Below are 17,572 nucleotides of genomic sequence, written 5' to 3' on the forward strand. Positions count from 1 at the left end.
TGTGCATTGCCGATGCAACCCTTTGTTCAGCCACTGATTTAATCCATTGAAACCCGATCAAAACATTATTTCCACAGGTACCGAGCCATTGACACAAATCGGTCTCCAGCCAACCCTGCCGCTGGTGTCCTTGCTCATTCGCAGTGCAGACCGAGCGTTCCTGGCGCAAGCGCTGGATTCAGTAGCATTACAGACCTACCCCAACATCGAAGTGGTAGTGCTTGCAGTAAGACCCGGCCATAGGGCTCTGGGAGACTACTGCGGCCGCTTCCCGCTTCGTCTGGTTCCGACCGATCAGCCGGTGATGCGCAGTGTCGCGGCCAATGCTGCGATAGCGGCAGCGCGCGGCGAGTTCATGATCTTCCTTGACGACGATGACTGGATGATGCCGGACCACGTCGCTCGCCTTGCCGATGTGTTGTCCAAGCTTCCGGAAACCCAGGCTGTATATACCGGTGTAGCACTGGTGGATGCAGTCGGTCAGCCCATGGGCCAAACGTTTGACCTTCCATTCGATCCCTTGCGCCAATTGGCCGGAAACATGACACCCATCCATGCGGTACTGTTTCGCGCGAAGGTGCTGTCTTTGGGTTGCCGTTTTGACGAGTCCTTGGACCGTCTTGAGGACTGGGACTTTTGGCTTCAAGTCGCGAAACTTGCACCTATGGTGCACCTGCCGGGTATCAGTGCTGTCTACCGCATACACGAAAGCTCAGGCGTTCACAACGACGCCGGGCCCTACGGTGCGGCAAGCCGCCGCGTTTACCAAAAATGGGAGTCTGACTGGACGCCCCAACAAATCGGTCAGATCATGCAACGCGTCTGGGCATATCCCGACATGGAAAGCCGATTGATCGACGCACTCAAGCAACTTTCCCTGACCGAGCAACGCATGGCGGCCAACCAGGCCATCATGGCGGAGCAAATGGCATGTATGGCGCAGCAAGCGGCCACTATCGCGCAACAGGCTTCTGCCGCTGCGCAGCAAGCTTCCGCATCCGCCCAACAGGCACTTGCTCTGGCGCATCAACAGCATCAAATCGCTGCTTTGACCCACCACAGAGATGCTATCGCCGCAGCGCTGACCCACAGTGAGACAGAGCGCTTATCCATCCTCAACAGCAGCATCTGGCGAGTGACCAAGCCGTTGCGCAGCATTGGTACCCGACTGAAGAACACTTCACTGAGCAACCCTAGCGCCAAAGCCGTGGGCGCGGAGGCCGCCCCCAGATCTAATACGCTTGCTTCTGCAGAGGAACCAAACCGCGCCATCGGCTATCGCGAGTGGGTTAAGACACACGACACGATGTCCGAAGAGGATTTGGGCCGCTATCGCCAGCAGATGACAACTTGGCAGCATAAACCGCTGATTTCGATCATCATGCCGGTTTTCAACCCTCCCCTGGATCTGTTGGAAGCCGCTATCGCGTCAGTGCGATCCCAAGTCTATCCCTTCTGGGAGCTTTGCATAGCGGACGACGCTTCCTCGAATGCAGGTGTTTGGGAGCTGTTGCAAAGACTTGCTGCCACTGAGCATCGCATCAAACTTGTTCGCCGAAACACAAACGGCCACATCTCCTTGGCAAGCAACAGCGCAATCGAACTTGCCTCCGGGGAGTTTGTCGCCTTGATGGACAACGACGATCTGCTTCCCCCAACTGCTCTTTATTGGGTGGCTGAAACGGTGAACCAGTTCCCGACGGTAAAAGTGATGTATTCCGATGAAGACCGGCTGGATGCGAACGGTGAGCGTTACGGTGCGTACTTCAAGCCCGATTGGAATTACACCTTGTTCATGGGCCACAACATGATCAGCCACCTGGGCGTCTACCACACCCAATTGGTACGTGATGTTGGCGGCTTTCGCCAGGGTCTGGAAGGGTCGCAGGACTACGATTTAGCACTGCGGTGCATCGAGAGGATAGAGCCCACAGACATCGTGCACATCCCAAGGGTGCTCTACCACTGGCGCGCTATTTCTGGCAGTACAGCTTTGACGATTGACGCCAAGTCATACGCATTAGATGCAGCGCAACGGGCGTTGCAAGAACATCTTGTCCGAGTGGGCAGCAGCGCGCGGGTGGAACAGCTTCCCAGTCTCGACTGCAAGTGCATCAGAAGCACGGAGGGTGTGGAGCAAGGCCTCACGGTGGTATTGGTGCACCCTGAGGGCTCCCCGCAAAATGGCGCTGCACCAGCGTGGACTCTCGATCCAGCATACCGGATCTCCGAGGTGCTGAACTGTAGTTCCCAGGGGGCAACCATCAACGCTGCGGTGGCCTCTGCGCAGGGGCCGCTGGTTGCCTTGATAGGTGCGCACCTCCGTCCCCAAGATCCGGCGGCGTTGCTTGAGCTCGTTGGCCATGCACTGGAAGCTGGAACTGGTGCGGCTGCAGGTACTGTCCGCGACACCTCGGGAATGCTGGCGTCAGGCGGCTTGGTGCTCAATCCTACGACCATCGCAGCGGTGTTGCAAAAACACCTGCCAGTCGGAAGCCATGGATACGCGGGTCGCGGTTCCCTGTCGCAAGAACTATCCGCGCTGAATCTGGATTGCATTGTGTTCCGTAAGGAGGTCTTTAGCCTGCACGGAGGCCTGGACCCAGATCTGGGTATAGACCCTATGGGCGCAGTAGCCTGGAGCTTGCGGTTGCGGGACGACCGGTACAAACTGGTGTGGTGCCCCGGCGCAACGTGGACTGCGCTGATAGAAACGCCCGCGAAACCCGACAGCAACGGAAACTTAAAGCGCAAAATTTTTATGGATCGGTATGGAGAGCGTTCTGCCAAATGGCTGAACCGGGATCCGGCATACCACCCAAACCTGGACCCCGTGGCAGCTGACTTCTCGCTGTTGGCCTAGAAGTACCCCACCCCACCATCCGCAACCAATGTCTGAAGCGCCTCCCATTGCCAACCCACGGCCGCCAGCAAGGGTAACCGTCATCATTGTCAATTTCAACGGTGGCGAAATGGTTTGCCGGTGCCTAGCGGCGCTGATGCAACAAAGTTTCCAGGACTTTGCAACGGTGGTGGTCGACAACAACAGCGCCGATGGATCGGTTGCGTCCATCCGCAACCAGTTTCCACAGGTGGAAATATTGGCACTAGCCACCAACTTGGGCTTTGCAGCCGGTATCAATTGCGCGCTACGCAACAACCGGTGGGGTCCTTTGGTCGCACTGCTGAACCCGGACGCCTTTGTCGCGCCTGACTGGCTGGAGCAACTGGTCGCCGCCTCCGAACAGAACCAGGGCTATGCGGCCTTTGGCTCACGCATGTACAACGACGAAGAGCGCAGGCAGCTGGACGGCGTAGGCGACGCGTACCACGTCAGCGGCCTACCGTGGCGACAGGGACACGGCTGCCGGAGCACTGCGCAGCACGATATCGAGCGGGAGATCTTTGCCCCCTGCGCGGCGGCGGCGCTGTACCGGTTTGATGCGCTGCAAGCCGTCGGCTTGCTGGACGAAGACTTTTTTCTCTACGTCGAGGATGTAGACCTCGGCTTCAGATTGCGTTTGGCAGGTTATCGTGCACTGTACGTCCCCCAGGCAACGATCGTGCACGTGGGCTCGGCCTTTGTTGGACGCAACAGCGACTCTCAGGTCTACCACGGCCATCGCAATGTGGTGTGGGTTTTTGTGAAGAACATGCCAGGCGTTCTGTTCTGGCTATTCCTGCCACTGCACATAACGCTTAACCTCGTAACGCTGCTGTGGTTCGGATTGCGCGGCAAGGGGGGATTGATTGTTCGCGCCAAGCGGGACGCTATCGGCGGTATACCGCTCTATTGGCGAAAGCGGCGATCGGTACAAGCAAGCCGCAAAGCCAGTGTCTGGTCCATCCTGTGCCAGTTGAGCTGGAACCCGTTCAGCCGATGCGCCTGAGGCGCCAACACCCTACCCGCTAGCGGCGGGCAACAATGTCCAGCAGGTCCAAAGCCATGGCCTGCACGGCCCGAAACAGGCGCCCGGTGCGCACCGGCTCCACCCAGAATGCCTCCGCGACCCGGCCTTTGCCCAGATACAAACCGCGGTAATTGTTCAAGCCATCCACGGCCCGTTCGTAATCGCCGCAAACCATCGCAGTAGCGTGCTCTGCCAACGCCTGCCGCTTGGTCTGGACGTAATCGGTGATATCCACAACATGGGTGGCCGGCACGGGAGCCCAAACCTCGTAGAACAACAGCTGCTCTACGCTCGCCGTGCGGCGGCACAGCGGTTCCAGAAAGGCAGCGATGCGGACGTGGTCGCGGTGGTAGTCCAGCGGCGACGGCAACAATACCCAGTCCGGCTGGTAATCCTGCAGCAGCTGCAGCACCTTGGCCCGCAGCGCGGGACTGGATTCAAATGCCCCATCCGGCTGGTTGAGCTGCAAGGAATCCTTCACGCCTAACCGGGCCAGCGCACGGACAAACTCGGCTTGGCGCACGGCGCCCGAACCCTCAGGCAAGCCGCCGGCACCGCTGCCGTCGGTTACCAGCACCACCTTGACCGGACACAGCGCCGCCAGACGCGCCAACGTACCGCCGCAGCCGAGGGTTTCATCGTCGGGGTGGGGCACAAATACCAGCACCTTGCGGGCCTGCCCCAAGTCCAGCGCTTGGGGCAACGGACAGGCTTGTAGGCCCGCCAATTGCTTGCGAACACGTCTAGTGGATATAAAGCTGAACATATTGCTGTACCACCGATTCCAGATCAGGCGCAAGCCGGGCCTGCGCGATGGCGCGGTCAGACAATGCCCGCCGCTGCGCCGGCTGTCCGATCAGTTCATCTAACGCCGCCACCAGTGCGTGCTGGTCTACGGGGATCAACCAGGCCCCGCTACCCATAACCTCGGGCACACCGCCAACCGCCGTACAGATACAAGGCAGCCCGGCCACCAACGCCTCAAAATTCGCAAGCCCAAACGACTCAGTGACGGACATGCTGACGTAAATATCAGCCGCAGCGTAGTAAGGCCTGACATCGTCGACGGTCGCAAAATGTATGCGGTCGCCAAAGCCAGCAGCATCCGCGATGCGCTGCAAACCGCCCTGATCTCCATCGCCTAACAGGTGCAGGCGCAAGGACGGGTATCGCGCGGCCAAGCTAGCGCAGCCGACTACGAGCAGATCAAAGCGCTTGAGCGGAACCAGGCGCCCGACACCCAGCACGTGGATAGCCTGGGTTGCCCAGCCCAATGATTGGCAGGCTGCATCGCGCATCCCGTGCTCGATGAGGGGCGCAGCATGGCTCACGGCATGCCAGTGCGGAGGATTGGAAGGCAGAGCCAGATCCCGCGCCAGCTGGTTGAGGGCCAGTTGGGTGGGCGCCGTGACCCAGCAAGCTGTGCGCAGCACAAAGGCTTCTAGCCGCCGCAACCAGCGCTGCATGCCAGGTCCCTGCACCAACCCGTCCTCATGGGTGGCACGGCTGTAGCATCCAAAACCATGCTCGGTGACACCCCAGCGCACAGCCCGCAAACTCCAACGCTGCCGCCCCAGCCAAAAGCCCAACCCTAACCATGGGTCATGCAGGTGAACTGCCGTATAGCCCTGCTCCTTCGCCGTGCGGGCGGCAAACCAACCCATGTGGAGGCGCTCAAGGAGCGCCCCCAGCACCTGCTGAACAGCGGGGCGGCTGGCAACCAAGGGTAAGCGGTGCAAACGTTCGACCCACCGGTTGCGTTTTTCACGGGCATGGGAGCCGAGGTCTTCTTGGCACAGATAGCGCACCCGCCAACCTTGACTGGTCAAGGCGTCGACCACCGGCATGAGGCTGCGCCCCAGGCCATAACGGCGATCGCCCGACATCTCACGGGTGACCATCAGCACGTTGTGGATGCGCTCAGTCATACGGGAATATCCGTGGCAGACAACACGGGCAGGGCCTTGATCAGGCGTCGACCGGGGTCAAATGCTCACCGGGCGTGGCAGCCCCGGCGGCGCTCAGCCAGCCGCGGGGGAGCGAGACGACCCCCTGCTCCAGGGTGCTCTGGCTGAAATGCAAGGTGGCGACATTGGCAGCGCCGTCGTAGACGTGGATGCCGTCCTCGCTCAGCAGATAGACCCCAATAAAGTATTCACCCTTGAGCAGCGGGATCTTGGGAAACTCAATCGTCGCCGTGCCGCGGCCAGTCGGATCGCGTGCGAGTTCCAGGCCGTCGGCCTGCGTGCTGCTGCTAGTAATCGTTCGCCCATCGGGAGCGTGCACGGTTACGGCCACCACCGGGGACGGCAACGCGGGATCTGACGCAAAACCTACTGCAATAGCCAGCGTCTGTTCCCCACTGCGCAGTTGTAGGGAAGTGCCTGCGGTGTCGTCCGCCCGTGTCTGTACACCCAGTATACGGGCCTGCCCAACGGCAGACGGGATAGCCACTACTGACCCCACGCTAGCCGGTGCGGCATCCCTGTCGAGGAAGTTCTGGTAACGCGCGACAACCGTGGAGGGGTCCCCTATCAGGCGCACGACGCCTTTTTCGAGCCAGATCGCACGGGTACACAGTGCCTCAATCTGATAAATAGAATGCGAGCAGAACAAGATCGTCGCACCCTTTTCCTTGAGCTGCATGATGCGATCGAACGACTTGCGCGCAAAGGCACCATCGCCCACCGAAAGGGCCTCGTCAATCACCAGAATGTCGGGGTCCACGCTGGTGGCGATCGAAAATGCGAGCCGCACATACATGCCGCTGGAGTAGGTCTTGACAGGCTGGTGGATGAAGTCGGCAATGCCTGAAAACTCCACAATCGCATCGTAGCGTTCGTCGATTTCCGCCTTGCTCAAACCCAGAATGGAGGCATTGAGGTAGATGTTCTCCTTGCCGGTGAAATCCGGGTTGAAGCCCGCCCCCAGCTCCAGCAGCGCCGCCACGCGACCGTGCACCGACACCTGACCACCAGTGGGCGACAGCGTGCCGCATATCAACTGCAGCAGCGTGGACTTACCGGCGCCGTTGCGCCCAACCAACCCCAGCACCTCTCCCTTTTGCAGGTCGAAGCTAACGTCGTGCAGGGCGGCAAACTCCTTGTAGTAGCGCCGTCTGCCCCGCATCAGCATCTGCTTCAGGCGGTCAATCGGTCGATCGTAGAGCTGAAAAGATTTGCCCAAATTCTGGGCTCGGATGGCAAGGCTAGAGGACATCAGCAAAGCCTTTGCGCGTCAACTGAAAAAAGGTGCCGCCCAGGATGGCGAATACGCATGCCACTGCCCCGTAGAGGCCCAAGCCTGCCCAGTCCGGCCACTGGCCCTGCAGCAATACGGCGCGTACTTGCTCAATGATCAACGTTAAGGGATTGAGGTGCATCCAGAACTGCAAATCGGGGCTCAGCGCCTTGACCGAATAGAAGACCGGTGACATGAACATCGTCAAACTCACGACCATGCTCATGACTTGGCCCACGTCACGCACGAAGACCCCAACAGCAGAAAGCAGCCAACCCAGCCCCAGCAGCACAGGCAAGAAAGCCAGCAGCACCAGCGGAAGGGCGAACGCGGTCACGGGCAGCCCCCCGCGGGCCACCCACAACACCAGCAACAAAGTCGCCGCACTGATCAGCAGATGGAACAGGCCCGACAGCACGGTGACCCAGGCTAGGAGCTCTACGGGGAAAATTACCTTTTTCACCAGATTCGGCTGCTCCACGATGAGACTAGGCGCTTTGCCCGCCACCTCGGCAAACAGGTTGAACACCAGCAGTCCGGCAAACACCTGCAACGAGAACTCCACGCCCCCGCCCTGTGCCGACCCGGGCCAGCTTTGCCGGAACACCCCGACAAAGACAAAGGAATAAACCCCCAGCATCAGCAACGGCGTCAAAAAGGACCAGGTCAGCCCCAGGAGTGACCCGCGGTAGCGGCCCAGGACATCGCGTCGGGCAAACTGCCACAGCAGGGAGCGGTTGCGAATGGGAAGATAGGAGCGTTGAAGAAAATTCACAGCGATAGTTTAACGGCGTGGGCTTACGCAAGCCCCGCGGCGCGCTTCCATCCCGATAGCGATTTAGAAGCTGCGATCTACACACAATCCGCCGGTCAAGTAAAGTTGGGCATGCGCCGCAGGTGCACGCGGCAACGGCACGCCAAACAATCAGACTAATAAGGAGCACTCCATGGTCAGAAAATTACCAAAAGTCGACATCTCCAAACTCAACCCCGCGCAGATGAGCGAATCGGTCAAGGATTCGGCGCAGCAAATCTGGCAGGCCGGATTGGGCGCCTTTACGCGCGCACAGGCGGAGGGCTCCAAGGCCTTTGAATCCTTGGTCAAGGAAGGCGTCAACATCCAACGCAAGACTCAGGCCGCCGCCGAAGAGAAGCTCTCAGAGGCCACGAACAAGATGTCGCACATGGCCACCGACATCACGTCCAAGGCCTCGGGTCAGTGGGACAAGTTGGAAAATATCTTTGAAGAGCGGGTTGCCAAGGCCCTGAACAAGCTGGGCGTGCCGTCGGCCAAAGACATCAACGTATTGATCGCCCGTATCGATGAGCTGAATAAGGCCGTCCAAAAGCTGTCTGCCGCCAAGGCCCCCGTTGCTAAGACCCCAGCGCAAGCCGCTAGCGGCAAGACCAAGGCTGCAGGCCCGGCCACCCCTGCCAAAAAAGCCAAAGGCGCGGCCAAGAAGGTCAAGCCCGCGGCGGCGGCCAAAAAGGGCTAACCGTTGGCCAGCCGCTACCCATTTGAGGGGGCGCGCAAGCGCCCTTTTTTACGCGCCCTGTTGCGTGCATGCATGTGCTGCGACGCAGCAAAAAGCGGCAGCGCTGCACCCTACACTTTGAACCTATGAACGCGACACCTTCTAAGCCTCCCAAAATTGCGCTGGCCTTGTCTGGCGGGGGCCCCTTGGGTGCGATCTACGAAGTGGGCGCCATGTGCGCGCTGGAAGAATCGCTCAACGGCCTTGACTTCACGAAGCTGGACCATTATGTCGGCGTGTCGGCTGGCGGCTTCATCGTCGCGGCGCTGGCCAATGGCATGTCGCCGCGTGAGTTGTGCGCATCCTTCATAGAGAACGACAGCGAGCCCTCCGAGACCTTCGACCCCGCCTGGCTGCTCAAACCCGCGTATGGCGAATTTTTGCGACGCAGCATCATGCTGCCAGGCTTGGTGCTATCAGCCTTGTGGCAATTCACCGTCGGCGGCAAATCGCTGATGAACGCGCTGGAGCGTTTAGGCCCGGCCCTGCCCACCGGGGTGTTTTCCAACCAAGCGGTCGATACGCAGCTGGCGCGCCTGTTCAGCCGCGAAGGCCGAACCAACGATTTCCGCAAGCTCAAGACCAAGCTCACATTGGTAGCCACCAACTTGGACAGCGGTGAGGCTGCGCCCTTTGGCCGGCCGGGCTGGGACCATGTGCCGATATCGCAGGCCGTACAAGCCAGCTCGGCCTTGCCAGGCCTTTTTCCCCCGGTCGCGATTGATGACAAGTACTACGTTGACGGCGCGTTGAAGAAGACCATGCACGCGTCGGTCGCACTGGACGACGGGGTGGACCTGCTGATTTGCCTGAACCCATTGGTGCCGTTCGACGCGACGGCGCCCCAAGTGGCCAAGGTCATGCAACGCGGCTTGCCGGAGCACAAGCGTGAGATCCCACGCATCGTCGACGGCGGCCTGCCCGCCGTGTTGAGCCAGACCTTCCGCTCCATGATCCATTCCCGTATGGAGCTGGGCATGAAGCACTACCACCGCGCTTACCCCGACACCGACATCATCCTGTTCGAGCCCGACCACCGCGACCCCGAACTGTATTTGGCCAACACCTTCAGCTATGCAGAGCGACGCCAACTGGCCGAACACGCCTACCAGCAGACCCGCCAGATGCTGCGCTCGCGCAAGACCGGCTTGTCCGCCAAGCTGGCACGCCACGGCATCACGCTGGACCACGCTGTGCTGGACGACCCCAAACGCCACCTTTCAGCCCCGCCCAAGGCGCCTACCCGCATTGGGCGCGCCATCGCCACACTGCAAGAGGTGATGGACGACCTGGGTGACACCGTAGCCACCGCCGCACGCCGCGCTGCCCACTGAAGCCCCCCATCATGGTCAAGAAAGCTCCCCGCCGCACCGCAGAACGCATTCTGGAAGTCACGCTGGAGCTGTTCAACCGCTTTGGCGAACCCAATGTCTCCACCACGCTGATCTCAGCCGAACTGGGCATCAGCCCCGGCAACCTGTACTACCACTACCCAGCCAAAGACGAGCTGATCAACTCCCTGTTTGACCGCTACGAGAAGGCGCTCAACGAACTGCTCAACGCCAGCGACAGCGTGCGCGATGTGGAAGACGCCTGGTTTTTCATGCACACGCTGTTTGAATTGATTTGGCAGTACCGCTTTTTGTACCGCGACCTGAACGACCTGCTGAGCAAGAACCGCCGGCTGGAGACCCACTTCCAATGGGTGCTGAAGAACAAGACCCGCTCGGTCAAGGCCATGCTCGACAGCATGAACCGCTCCGGCGCCATGCACATCGATTCGCGCGAGATGGAGCCCACTGCCACCAGCATGGTTGTCGTGTTGACCTACTGGCTGAGCTTTGAGTACGTCAAGGACCCGCGCAACGCGCTGGAGCCCGCCAGTGCGCAAGCGGCCCTGTTGCGCGGCGCCCACCACGTGCTGAACCTGCTGATCCCCTACCTGGAGGCCAGCCAGCGTACCCATTTGCTGAAGCTGGTGGATGCCTACACATCCCCCACCGGTGCTCAGCCGCCCTAGAAAAATAGAACGCAGCCACCCAGAGGAGACACCGCATCATGGCCCCATGGACCGTCTTTAGCCGCAGTGGCGATTACCGATTTGATGCGCTGCGCGTCAGACAAGAGTGGCGCCAATTGCATGCGGGTGATCTGGAGCCATTGCCCGCGGACGAGGCCGTATTGGCCGCTTGGGTGCTGTACCACGGGGGCGAGTTCGAAAGAGCAGCCGAGGCCGGATTACAAGCCGGCTTGGCAGGTACCAATGTGGTCAACAAGGCCACCAGCGTCTACGCGCACTACTTGGAGCCGCGGGAAAAAAACCGCCAGCGTCTGTTCCTGCAGGTCGCCGAGCGGGCCGCCGTGCTGGCCGCCGCCGAGCCGGACAATGCCAACGCCTTCTACTGGCAGGCCTATGCACTGGGGCGCTACAGCCAGGGCATCAGCGTAGCCAAGGCGCTGGCCCAGGGGGTAGGGGGCAAGATCAAATCCGCGCTGGAAGTGGCCATTAGGCTGCGGCCCGGCCACGCCGACGCCCATGTCGCGCTGGCCGCATTCCATGCCGAAGTCATCGACAAGGTCGGCCCGCTGATTGCCAATATGACCTACGGAGCCAAAAAGGAAACCAGTCTGAACCTGTTCGCACAGGCCTTGAGCCTGAATCCCCGGTCGGCCATTGCCAAGATCGAATACGCGAATGCGCTGGTCATCCTGGAGGGCGACAAGCGCATGGCCGAGGCCACCCAGTACTACGAGGAAGCGGCGACCAGCACTGCCAACGATGCCGCTGAACACCTTGATGTGGAAATGGCGCAGACCGAGTTGGCAAGTTGAATGTTGCCCCCAACGTTCGCCCACTCTGTGTGGCTCTCTGCCCCCCCCAAGGGGGCCCGTTTCAGCTTGGGGCGGCCCGGCGCTGAAACCGGTGCCCCCACGTTCGCCCACTGCGTGTGGCTCTCTGCCCCCCAGGGGGGCTCGTTTCAGCTTGGGGCGGCCCGGCGCTGAAACCATCCTCTCTGCGGTAATATTCTTCCATCAAACCAACCTACTCCCAGGAGCACCCCCATGGCCGATCTGAAAAAACAATTCGAAGCCGCCGTCGCCAATTCCAAGAATCTGAGCGAGCGCCCTGACAACACCACGATGCTGAAGATCTATGCCCTGTACAAGCAGGCCAGCGTGGGTGACAACGCCGACAAGAAGCCGGGCTTTACCGACTTGGTCGGCCGTGCGAAGTGGGATGCGTGGAACGGCGTCAAGGGCCTGAGCAACAAGGACGCCATGCAGCAGTACGTCGACCTGATCGAATCCTTGAGCTGAATCAGGCTGTAGCCCTCACAGGGCGGGCGTAAGCCGCTATTAAAACCAGAGCGCCCTCGGCGCTCTTTTTACGGCTCGTGCTCCCGACGCCGTGGCCACGCCTAGGCTTTCTTGGGCTTTTTCGCCGCTGCCTTGGGGGCCAGCAGGTCGTCCAGGTTCTTGACGATCTCTGCCTCGATCTTGCCTTTGAAGGCGCCCAGCAAAAAGCCCAGCTTGGCCTCCAGATCAAAATGGTCACCGGTAACTACCAGCACGCCGTTGACGCCCGAGCGCGTGAAGCTGAGGCGGTCTTCCTTGGCGCCCTCCGCGTACTCGCATTCCATGCCGAAATCGCGCTGCACCTGGTCGGCCCAAGAATGCGCGATCTTGCGTGCGGCCGCCAGACTCAGCGTATGTTCGCGTCGAATATGTAAATTTGCCAAGGCATGCTCCTAAAACCAGGTTGGTGGTGTTGTGTTGTGGGGTGGTCCATACTCCAGTACATCGTAGACCCATAACAGCCATGCTATACAAATTCAAATCCAAAGTCACCGGTGATCTCATCATGCTGGAGCCGAACGGCCGCCAGGTTCTGCAACTGATTGGCAAAAGCGACGCTGAATCCCTGTCCAAAGGCATTTTGTTGCCGCCCGACATGCCCGCTGCCATCGCCGCGCTGGAGCGCGCTATTTCCGAGGATGACGCTGCCCAGCAGCAGCGCCTGCAAGAGGCAAAGGCTGCAGGTGAAAAACCGTCGCGCTCCGAGACCGTTTCATTGCGCCAGCGCGCCCTGCCCTTCATCGGCATGCTCAAGCGCTGCCAGGCAGCTGGCAAAGAGATCGTCTGGGGAGTCTAGTCTGCGTAGACGCCCGCTGCCTTCAGGATCGGGCTCCACTTGGCGATTTCGGACGCAACAAACTTCTTGTGCTCCGCCGGTTCCACGCGTTTATCCGTCACGACCACAGCGCCCAGCCCTTCTTGCTTCTTGGTGAACTCGGGCTCCTTCAGGGCCACTTTCAACGCGGCATTGATCTTCGTCAACACATCTGCAGGCGTGCCCTTGGGCGCGTAGAGACCGTGCCAGATCGTCACTTCAAAACCCTTGAGGCCCTGGTCTTGCAACGTAGGCAAGTCTTTCAGCGCCGGTGTGGTGAGTGGTTTGGTCGTGGTAACCGCGTAAGCCTGTACCTTCTTGGCCTCGATCTGCGAGGATGTGTTGGTGGTCTGGTCGCACATCAAATCGATCTGCCCGCCAATCAGGTCGGTCATGGCCGGCGCGGTACCCTTGTAGGGCACGGTGGTCATGTCCACTCCGAGCGCCGACTGGAACAGCAGGCCGCACAGGTGCGAGGCCGAGCCCACGCCAGCATTGCCCAGATTGATCTTGCCCTTGTTCTGGCCGATCCAGGTGGACAACTCCTTGTAGCTTTTGGCCGGCAGGCTGGGTCGGCCGATCAGCGTCATCGGCACGTCATTGATCATGCCCAAATACTCGAAATCGGTTTCGACCTTGAACGGAATATTGCGCACCAGCGTCGGCATGGTGGCCATGCTGATGTGGTGCAACAACAGGGTGTAGCCATCCGGTGCGGCTTTGGCGACCTTGTTGGCGCCTATGGAGCCACCGGCGCCTGCCGCGTTGTCCACCAGTAGGGTGGCGCCGCCCAGGGGCTTGCGCAGAGCCTCCGCCAGATCACGGGCGACCCGGTCGGTGGGGCCGCCTGCAGCGAACGGCACGACGATAGTGATCGGCTTGGAGGGATAAGTATCTGCATAGGCCAACAAGGCAGATGCAGCGGCGAGCGCAACGACAATTTTTTTCATAGTTTTTCCTCTGGTTAAGTCCCATCAGACTACCGCGAGCCCGGCCGATTTCCATGCTGGAAACTACTTAGAAACCGCCAGCTACCCCATGAAATGCGGAGCTATTGCAAGCTAATTGCAAGCCTTCGCGCCGTCCTTGCACGGCTATTGGTAACTGCGCGCGTCCTCGATCACCTTACCGTCATTGGGCAGTGCGCCGTGCGGCACAATTTCGACTGTGCCGCGCAGCTTGGTGACATCGCGAATCGCCTCTTCGATGCGCGCGCCCAAGCCCTCGTTGGCGCCTGTTGTAGCCTCCACGCGCAGCGTCATCGCATCGTTGGCCATCTCGCCAGTGACCACCAGACGGGCACGCGTGATTTCGGCGAACCGCTTGACGATCTCATCCACCTGCTTGGGGTGCACAAACATGCCGCGCACCTTGGTGGTCTGGTCGGCGCGCCCCATCCAGCCCTTGATGCGGGTGTTGGTGCGCCCGGTGGGGCAGTGGCCTGGCAAGACGGCGGACAGGTCACCCGTGCCAAAACGTATCAGCGGGTAAGCCGGGTTCAGCGTCGTGACCACTAGTTCGCCGACCTCCCCCTCAGCCACCGGGTCGCCGGTGCCGGGTCGCACGATCTCGACGATGACGCCTTCGTCCAGAACCAGTCCCTCGCGGGCCGGGGTTTCGTACGCGATCAGGCCCAGGTCGGCTGTGGCGTAGCACTGGTAGCCATCGATGCCGTGGGCCAGAAACCAGTCGCGCAGGCTGGGCGGAAAGGCCTCGCCGCCAAACATGGCTTTCTTCAGGCTGGGCAGGGACACGCCCATGGTGGCCGCCTTTTCGACAATGATTTTCAGAAAGCTGGGCGTGCCAATGTAGCCCGCAGGTTGCAGATCACGCATGGCCTGCACCTGCTGTTCGGTCTGGCCCGTGCCACCGGGGAACACGGTGCAGCCCAGCGCGTGGGCGCCGGTCTCCATCATTGCGCCGGCTGGTACAAAGTGGTAGCTGAAGCTGTTGTGGATCAGATCCCCAGCGCGAAAGCCGGCGGCGTAAATCGCCCGCGCCATGCGCCAGTAGTCGCGCGCTGTGCCCTCGGGCTCGTAGATGGGGCCGGGGCTGGCATAGACGCGCGGCATAGCGGGTCCGTAGGCCAGCGTGCTGAAACCGCCAAACACATTGCCGCCGGCACCCAGGTCGCGCGACGCCTGCTGCAGCGCCTGCAGTTCGTGCTTGCGCGTTACCGGCAACCGGGCCAGCGCAGCGCGGCTGGTGACGCCACTGGCGTCCACGCCGTGCAATATCTGTCCAAAAGCGCCGCTACGGCTTTGTGCATGGGCCACCTGTGCGGGCAGGGCTGCCAGCAGCGCGGCTTCGCGCTCCGCAGGTGCGCGGGTTTCGAGCGCGTCAAACACAGAAGTCATGCAGGTCCCTTCCTAGGCCAATGGTTCAAGGCCAATTTATTTGCTATAAAAACAGTAGCTGCTTACGCTCACTGGACGAGGGCTAGGGGCTCAAAACGCATTTAGATTTAGGCCAGCCAGCGTTTGCGGCGCTTGTAGCTTTTGACATCCTTGAAGCTCTTGCGCTCACCGCCGCCCATGCCCAGGTAGAACTCCTTGACGTCTTCGTTGGTGCGCAGGTAGTCGGCGGCGCCGTCCATGACCACGCGGCCCGACTCCATGATGTAGCCGTAGTCGGCGTACTTCAACGCCATATTGGTGTTCTGCTCGGCCAGCAAAAAGGTGACTTTTTCCTTGGCGTTGAGGTCTTTGACGATTTCGAACACCTCCTCCACGATCTGCGGCGCCAGGCCCATGGATGGCTCGTCCAGCAGCACCATGCTGGGGTTGGCCATGATGGCCCGGCCAATGGCACACATCTGCTGCTCACCGCCCGACGTATACGCCGCCTGGCTGGTGCGCCGGGTCTTCAGGCGCGGGAAGTAGGCATAGACCTTTTCCAGATTCGCCGCCACCTCGGCCTTGCTCTTGCGGGTGTAGCCACCGGTCAGCAGGTTTTCTTCAATCGTCAGGTGGGCAAAGCAGTGGCGGCCTTCCATGACCTGCACCACGCCGCGTTGCACCAGGTCGGCCGGGCTCAGGTTCTCGATGCGTTCGCCACGCAGCTCGATGCTGCCCTTGGTCACTGCTCCCCGCTCCCCGGCGAGCAGGTTGGATACGGCCCGCAACGTCGTCGTCTTGCCCGCGCCGTTGCCACCCAGGATTGCAACGATGCCGCCTTCAGGCACCTGCAGCGACACGCCCTTGAGCACCAGGATCACGTGGTTGTAGATGACCTCGATGCCGTTGACGTTGAGAACAATATTCTTTGCATCACTCATGGTGGTTTTCCGTTCAGACCAAATGAAAGACCCGCTGGGCGAGCCTTTGATTTGGCGGCACCGCAGGGCCACCGTTGTCGCTATCAGCTCTGGCAGTCGGCTGGAGTACGTGGGGTCAGCTTCTTGTCGGCTGCGTATTTGGCAGCAGTCGTTTTGACCAGCGGCTTGATGATCTGCTCATCACCCTGCAGCCAATCGGACGTGAACTTCCAGGCCTTGCCGTCCCAGGTATGGATGCGGGCCCACGAGGCACCCATGTGGTCCACGCACGATGTGCTGATGGGGCGCATGACGCCAGCAAAGCCCAGTGCATCCAGCTTGGCCTGTGTCAGGTTCAGGTTTTCCAGGCCCCAGCGCACTTGTTCGCCGGTCATCGTCTTGCCCTTGCCGAAGCGCTCCTGCGCGGCACGGATGCCTTCCACACCCAGCATCGCGCTCATGGCACCGCGCATGTACAGCACCTGGCCCAGTTCTTCCTTGGGACCCGTGCCCTGACCCTTGTCGTGCACCATCGTCGTCACATCCTTGACCAGCTTGGACTGCGGCTCGGCGCCATGCTGCATGGTCACCGCGTTGTAGCCCTTGGCACCGTCGGCCACGTCCTTCACGTCAGGCTCAGCACCGGCCCACCACACGCCATACATCTTCTCGCGGGGGTAACCGGTGGCCTGGGCTTCCTTGATGGCGGTGGAGTTCATCACGCCCCAGCCCCACAGCACCACGTAGTCGGGCTTGTTCTGGCGCACCTGCAGCCAGGTGGCTTTTTGCTCCACGCCGGGTGCCGTCACCGGCAGCAGTTGCAGGTTGAAGCCGTGCATCGCAGCGCGCTCTTGCAGCAGCGGAATAGGCTCTTTGCCAAACGGGCTGTCGTGGTAGACGAGGGCCAGTTTCTTACCCTTCAGGCTGCCGAAGCCGCCTTCTTTCTTGGCAATGGCCTGCATGATGGCGTCGGCTGCCACCCAGTAGGTGCCGGCAATGGGGAAGTTCCATTTGAAGACGGTGCCGTCTGCGCTTTCGCTGCGGCCATAACCCACGGTCACGACCGAGATCTTGTCGACCGGTGCCTTCTCGGTAATGGCGAACGTGGCACCGGTGGACAGCGGCTGCACAAAGGTCGCGCCGCCATTTTTGCCCTTCAGGCGTTCATAGCATTCCACGCTGCGGGCCGTGTCGTAGCCGGTTTCACATTCTTCAAACGTCAGCTTGACGCCGTTGACGCCGCCGCGGGCATTGACCAGTTTGAGGTAGTCCACATAGCCGTTGGCCCATGGCACGCCGTTGGGCGCATAGGGCCCGGTGCGGTAGGACAGCACGGGAACGAACTGCTCTTTGGCCTGGGCGAAGGCTTGGGTGCCCGCCAGCAGCGTGGCGCCGGCTACGGCCACCACGGTTGCAGCGCGTGCGATTGAGTGAAGCTTCATTGGTCTCTCTCCTAGTA

Annotated in this window: 17 protein-coding genes; 8 read left to right on the forward strand and 9 right to left on the reverse strand. The window is 60.8% G+C overall.

The genetic code is table 11. The features are described 5' to 3' along the window. Positions 1-46: 46 nt before the first annotated feature. Positions 47-2,863 (forward strand): glycosyltransferase, encoded by a 2,817-nt coding sequence (locus AC097P_RS01600; RefSeq protein WP_479608612.1) that lies wholly within the window; start codon positions 47-49, stop codon positions 2,861-2,863. A 28-nt stretch (positions 2,864-2,891) separates the two neighbouring features. Continuing rightward, on the forward strand, positions 2,892-3,890 hold the full coding sequence (locus tag AC097P_RS01605) for a glycosyltransferase family 2 protein (RefSeq protein ID WP_479608613.1): 999 nt from the start codon (positions 2,892-2,894) through the stop codon (positions 3,888-3,890). A 19-nt stretch (positions 3,891-3,909) separates the two neighbouring features. Here AC097P_RS01605 and AC097P_RS01610 read toward each other — a convergent pair whose 3' ends face one another. From AC097P_RS01610 to AC097P_RS01625, 4 genes are read right to left on the reverse strand one after another with little or no spacing between them, the layout of a single operon-like run. Continuing rightward, on the reverse strand, positions 3,910-4,677 hold the full coding sequence (locus tag AC097P_RS01610; RefSeq protein WP_479608614.1) for a PIG-L deacetylase family protein: 768 nt from the start codon (positions 4,675-4,677) through the stop codon (positions 3,910-3,912). After that, positions 4,655-5,839 carry a glycosyltransferase family 4 protein gene (locus AC097P_RS01615; RefSeq protein WP_479608615.1) on the reverse strand — a complete coding sequence of 395 codons (1,185 nt, stop codon included), beginning with the start codon at positions 5,837-5,839 and terminating at the stop codon, positions 4,655-4,657. The genes AC097P_RS01610 and AC097P_RS01615 overlap by 23 nt, the downstream gene beginning before the upstream one ends. Before the next feature lie 40 nt (positions 5,840-5,879). Then, positions 5,880-7,130 carry an ABC transporter ATP-binding protein gene (locus AC097P_RS01620; RefSeq protein WP_479608616.1) on the reverse strand — a complete coding sequence of 417 codons (1,251 nt, stop codon included), beginning with the start codon at positions 7,128-7,130 and terminating at the stop codon, positions 5,880-5,882. Beyond that, complete coding sequence (locus tag AC097P_RS01625) at positions 7,120-7,926, reverse strand: ABC transporter permease (RefSeq protein ID WP_479608617.1); 807 nt, start codon at positions 7,924-7,926, stop codon at positions 7,120-7,122. The genes AC097P_RS01620 and AC097P_RS01625 overlap by 11 nt, the downstream gene beginning before the upstream one ends. 172 nt (positions 7,927-8,098) lie before the next feature. Here AC097P_RS01625 and AC097P_RS01630 point away from each other — a divergent pair, with 172 nt between their 5' ends. From AC097P_RS01630 to AC097P_RS01650, 5 genes are all read left to right on the forward strand, one after another. Continuing rightward, on the forward strand, positions 8,099-8,647 hold the full coding sequence (locus AC097P_RS01630) for a phasin family protein (protein WP_479608618.1): 549 nt from the start codon (positions 8,099-8,101) through the stop codon (positions 8,645-8,647). Between the two features lie 125 nt (positions 8,648-8,772). Continuing rightward, positions 8,773-10,020 (forward strand): patatin-like phospholipase family protein, encoded by a 1,248-nt coding sequence (locus AC097P_RS01635; RefSeq protein ID WP_479608619.1) that lies wholly within the window; start codon positions 8,773-8,775, stop codon positions 10,018-10,020. 11 nt (positions 10,021-10,031) lie between these two features. Then, entirely contained in the window at positions 10,032-10,706 is a 675-nt protein-coding gene (locus AC097P_RS01640; RefSeq protein WP_479608620.1) for a TetR/AcrR family transcriptional regulator, read from the forward strand. Between the two features lie 38 nt (positions 10,707-10,744). Continuing rightward, positions 10,745-11,518, forward strand: coding sequence for a hypothetical protein (locus AC097P_RS01645; protein ID WP_479608621.1), 774 nt, complete (start codon positions 10,745-10,747; stop codon positions 11,516-11,518). Positions 11,519-11,749: 231 nt separating this feature from the next. After that, complete coding sequence (locus AC097P_RS01650; protein WP_479608622.1) at positions 11,750-12,004, forward strand: acyl-CoA-binding protein; 255 nt, start codon at positions 11,750-11,752, stop codon at positions 12,002-12,004. 101 nt (positions 12,005-12,105) lie between these two features. On the opposite strand, the gene AC097P_RS01655 is transcribed toward AC097P_RS01650, so the two are convergent. After that, positions 12,106-12,426 (reverse strand): polyhydroxyalkanoic acid system family protein, encoded by a 321-nt coding sequence (locus tag AC097P_RS01655; protein WP_479608623.1) that lies wholly within the window; start codon positions 12,424-12,426, stop codon positions 12,106-12,108. An 80-nt stretch (positions 12,427-12,506) separates the two neighbouring features. Between AC097P_RS01655 and AC097P_RS01660 the strand changes: the two genes are divergently transcribed. Next, positions 12,507-12,839 carry a DUF1840 domain-containing protein gene (locus tag AC097P_RS01660; protein WP_479608624.1) on the forward strand — a complete coding sequence of 111 codons (333 nt, stop codon included), beginning with the start codon at positions 12,507-12,509 and terminating at the stop codon, positions 12,837-12,839. On the opposite strand, the gene AC097P_RS01665 is transcribed toward AC097P_RS01660, so the two are convergent. The 4 genes from AC097P_RS01665 to AC097P_RS01680 all read right to left on the reverse strand — a co-directional run bounded on the left by AC097P_RS01665 (position 12,836) and on the right by AC097P_RS01680 (position 17,555). Then, complete coding sequence (locus AC097P_RS01665; RefSeq protein WP_479608625.1) at positions 12,836-13,807, reverse strand: tripartite tricarboxylate transporter substrate-binding protein; 972 nt, start codon at positions 13,805-13,807, stop codon at positions 12,836-12,838. The genes AC097P_RS01660 and AC097P_RS01665 overlap by 4 nt on opposite strands. Positions 13,808-13,951: 144 nt before the next feature. Continuing rightward, positions 13,952-15,214, reverse strand: a complete 1,263-nt coding sequence (locus AC097P_RS01670; protein ID WP_479608626.1) for a phenylacetate--CoA ligase family protein — start codon at positions 15,212-15,214, stop codon at positions 13,952-13,954. Positions 15,215-15,321: 107 nt separating this feature from the next. Further along, positions 15,322-16,134 (reverse strand): ATP-binding cassette domain-containing protein, encoded by an 813-nt coding sequence (locus tag AC097P_RS01675; protein WP_315488438.1) that lies wholly within the window; start codon positions 16,132-16,134, stop codon positions 15,322-15,324. Between the two features lie 83 nt (positions 16,135-16,217). Then, positions 16,218-17,555, reverse strand: a complete 1,338-nt coding sequence (locus tag AC097P_RS01680) for an ABC transporter substrate-binding protein (RefSeq protein ID WP_479608627.1) — start codon at positions 17,553-17,555, stop codon at positions 16,218-16,220. Between the last annotated feature and the right edge of the window lie 17 nt (positions 17,556-17,572).

This window comes from Rhodoferax sp. ZS1R8 (genome assembly GCF_056521325.1).

Bases quoted from the DNA above. Each gene is read 5' to 3' on its own strand.
- AC097P_RS01675 (WP_315488438.1), bottom strand. From the start codon at position 16,134: ATGAGTGATGCAAAGAATATTGTTCTCAACGTCAACGGCATCGAGGTC.
- AC097P_RS01615 (WP_479608615.1), bottom strand. From the start codon at position 5,839: ATGACTGAGCGCATCCACAACGTGCTGATGGTCACCCGTGAGATGTCG.
- AC097P_RS01640 (WP_479608620.1), top strand. From the start codon at position 10,032: ATGGTCAAGAAAGCTCCCCGCCGCACCGCAGAACGCATTCTGGAAGTC.
- AC097P_RS01610 (WP_479608614.1), bottom strand. From the start codon at position 4,677: ATGTTCAGCTTTATATCCACTAGACGTGTTCGCAAGCAATTGGCGGGC.
- AC097P_RS01660 (WP_479608624.1), top strand. From the start codon at position 12,507: ATGCTATACAAATTCAAATCCAAAGTCACCGGTGATCTCATCATGCTG.
- AC097P_RS01680 (WP_479608627.1), bottom strand. From the start codon at position 17,555: ATGAAGCTTCACTCAATCGCACGCGCTGCAACCGTGGTGGCCGTAGCC.
- AC097P_RS01670 (WP_479608626.1), bottom strand. From the start codon at position 15,214: ATGACTTCTGTGTTTGACGCGCTCGAAACCCGCGCACCTGCGGAGCGC.
- AC097P_RS01620 (WP_479608616.1), bottom strand. From the start codon at position 7,130: ATGTCCTCTAGCCTTGCCATCCGAGCCCAGAATTTGGGCAAATCTTTT.
- AC097P_RS01635 (WP_479608619.1), top strand. From the start codon at position 8,773: ATGAACGCGACACCTTCTAAGCCTCCCAAAATTGCGCTGGCCTTGTCT.
- AC097P_RS01630 (WP_479608618.1), top strand. From the start codon at position 8,099: ATGGTCAGAAAATTACCAAAAGTCGACATCTCCAAACTCAACCCCGCG.
- AC097P_RS01645 (WP_479608621.1), top strand. From the start codon at position 10,745: ATGGCCCCATGGACCGTCTTTAGCCGCAGTGGCGATTACCGATTTGAT.
- AC097P_RS01605 (WP_479608613.1), top strand. From the start codon at position 2,892: ATGTCTGAAGCGCCTCCCATTGCCAACCCACGGCCGCCAGCAAGGGTA.
- AC097P_RS01665 (WP_479608625.1), bottom strand. From the start codon at position 13,807: ATGAAAAAAATTGTCGTTGCGCTCGCCGCTGCATCTGCCTTGTTGGCC.
- AC097P_RS01650 (WP_479608622.1), top strand. From the start codon at position 11,750: ATGGCCGATCTGAAAAAACAATTCGAAGCCGCCGTCGCCAATTCCAAG.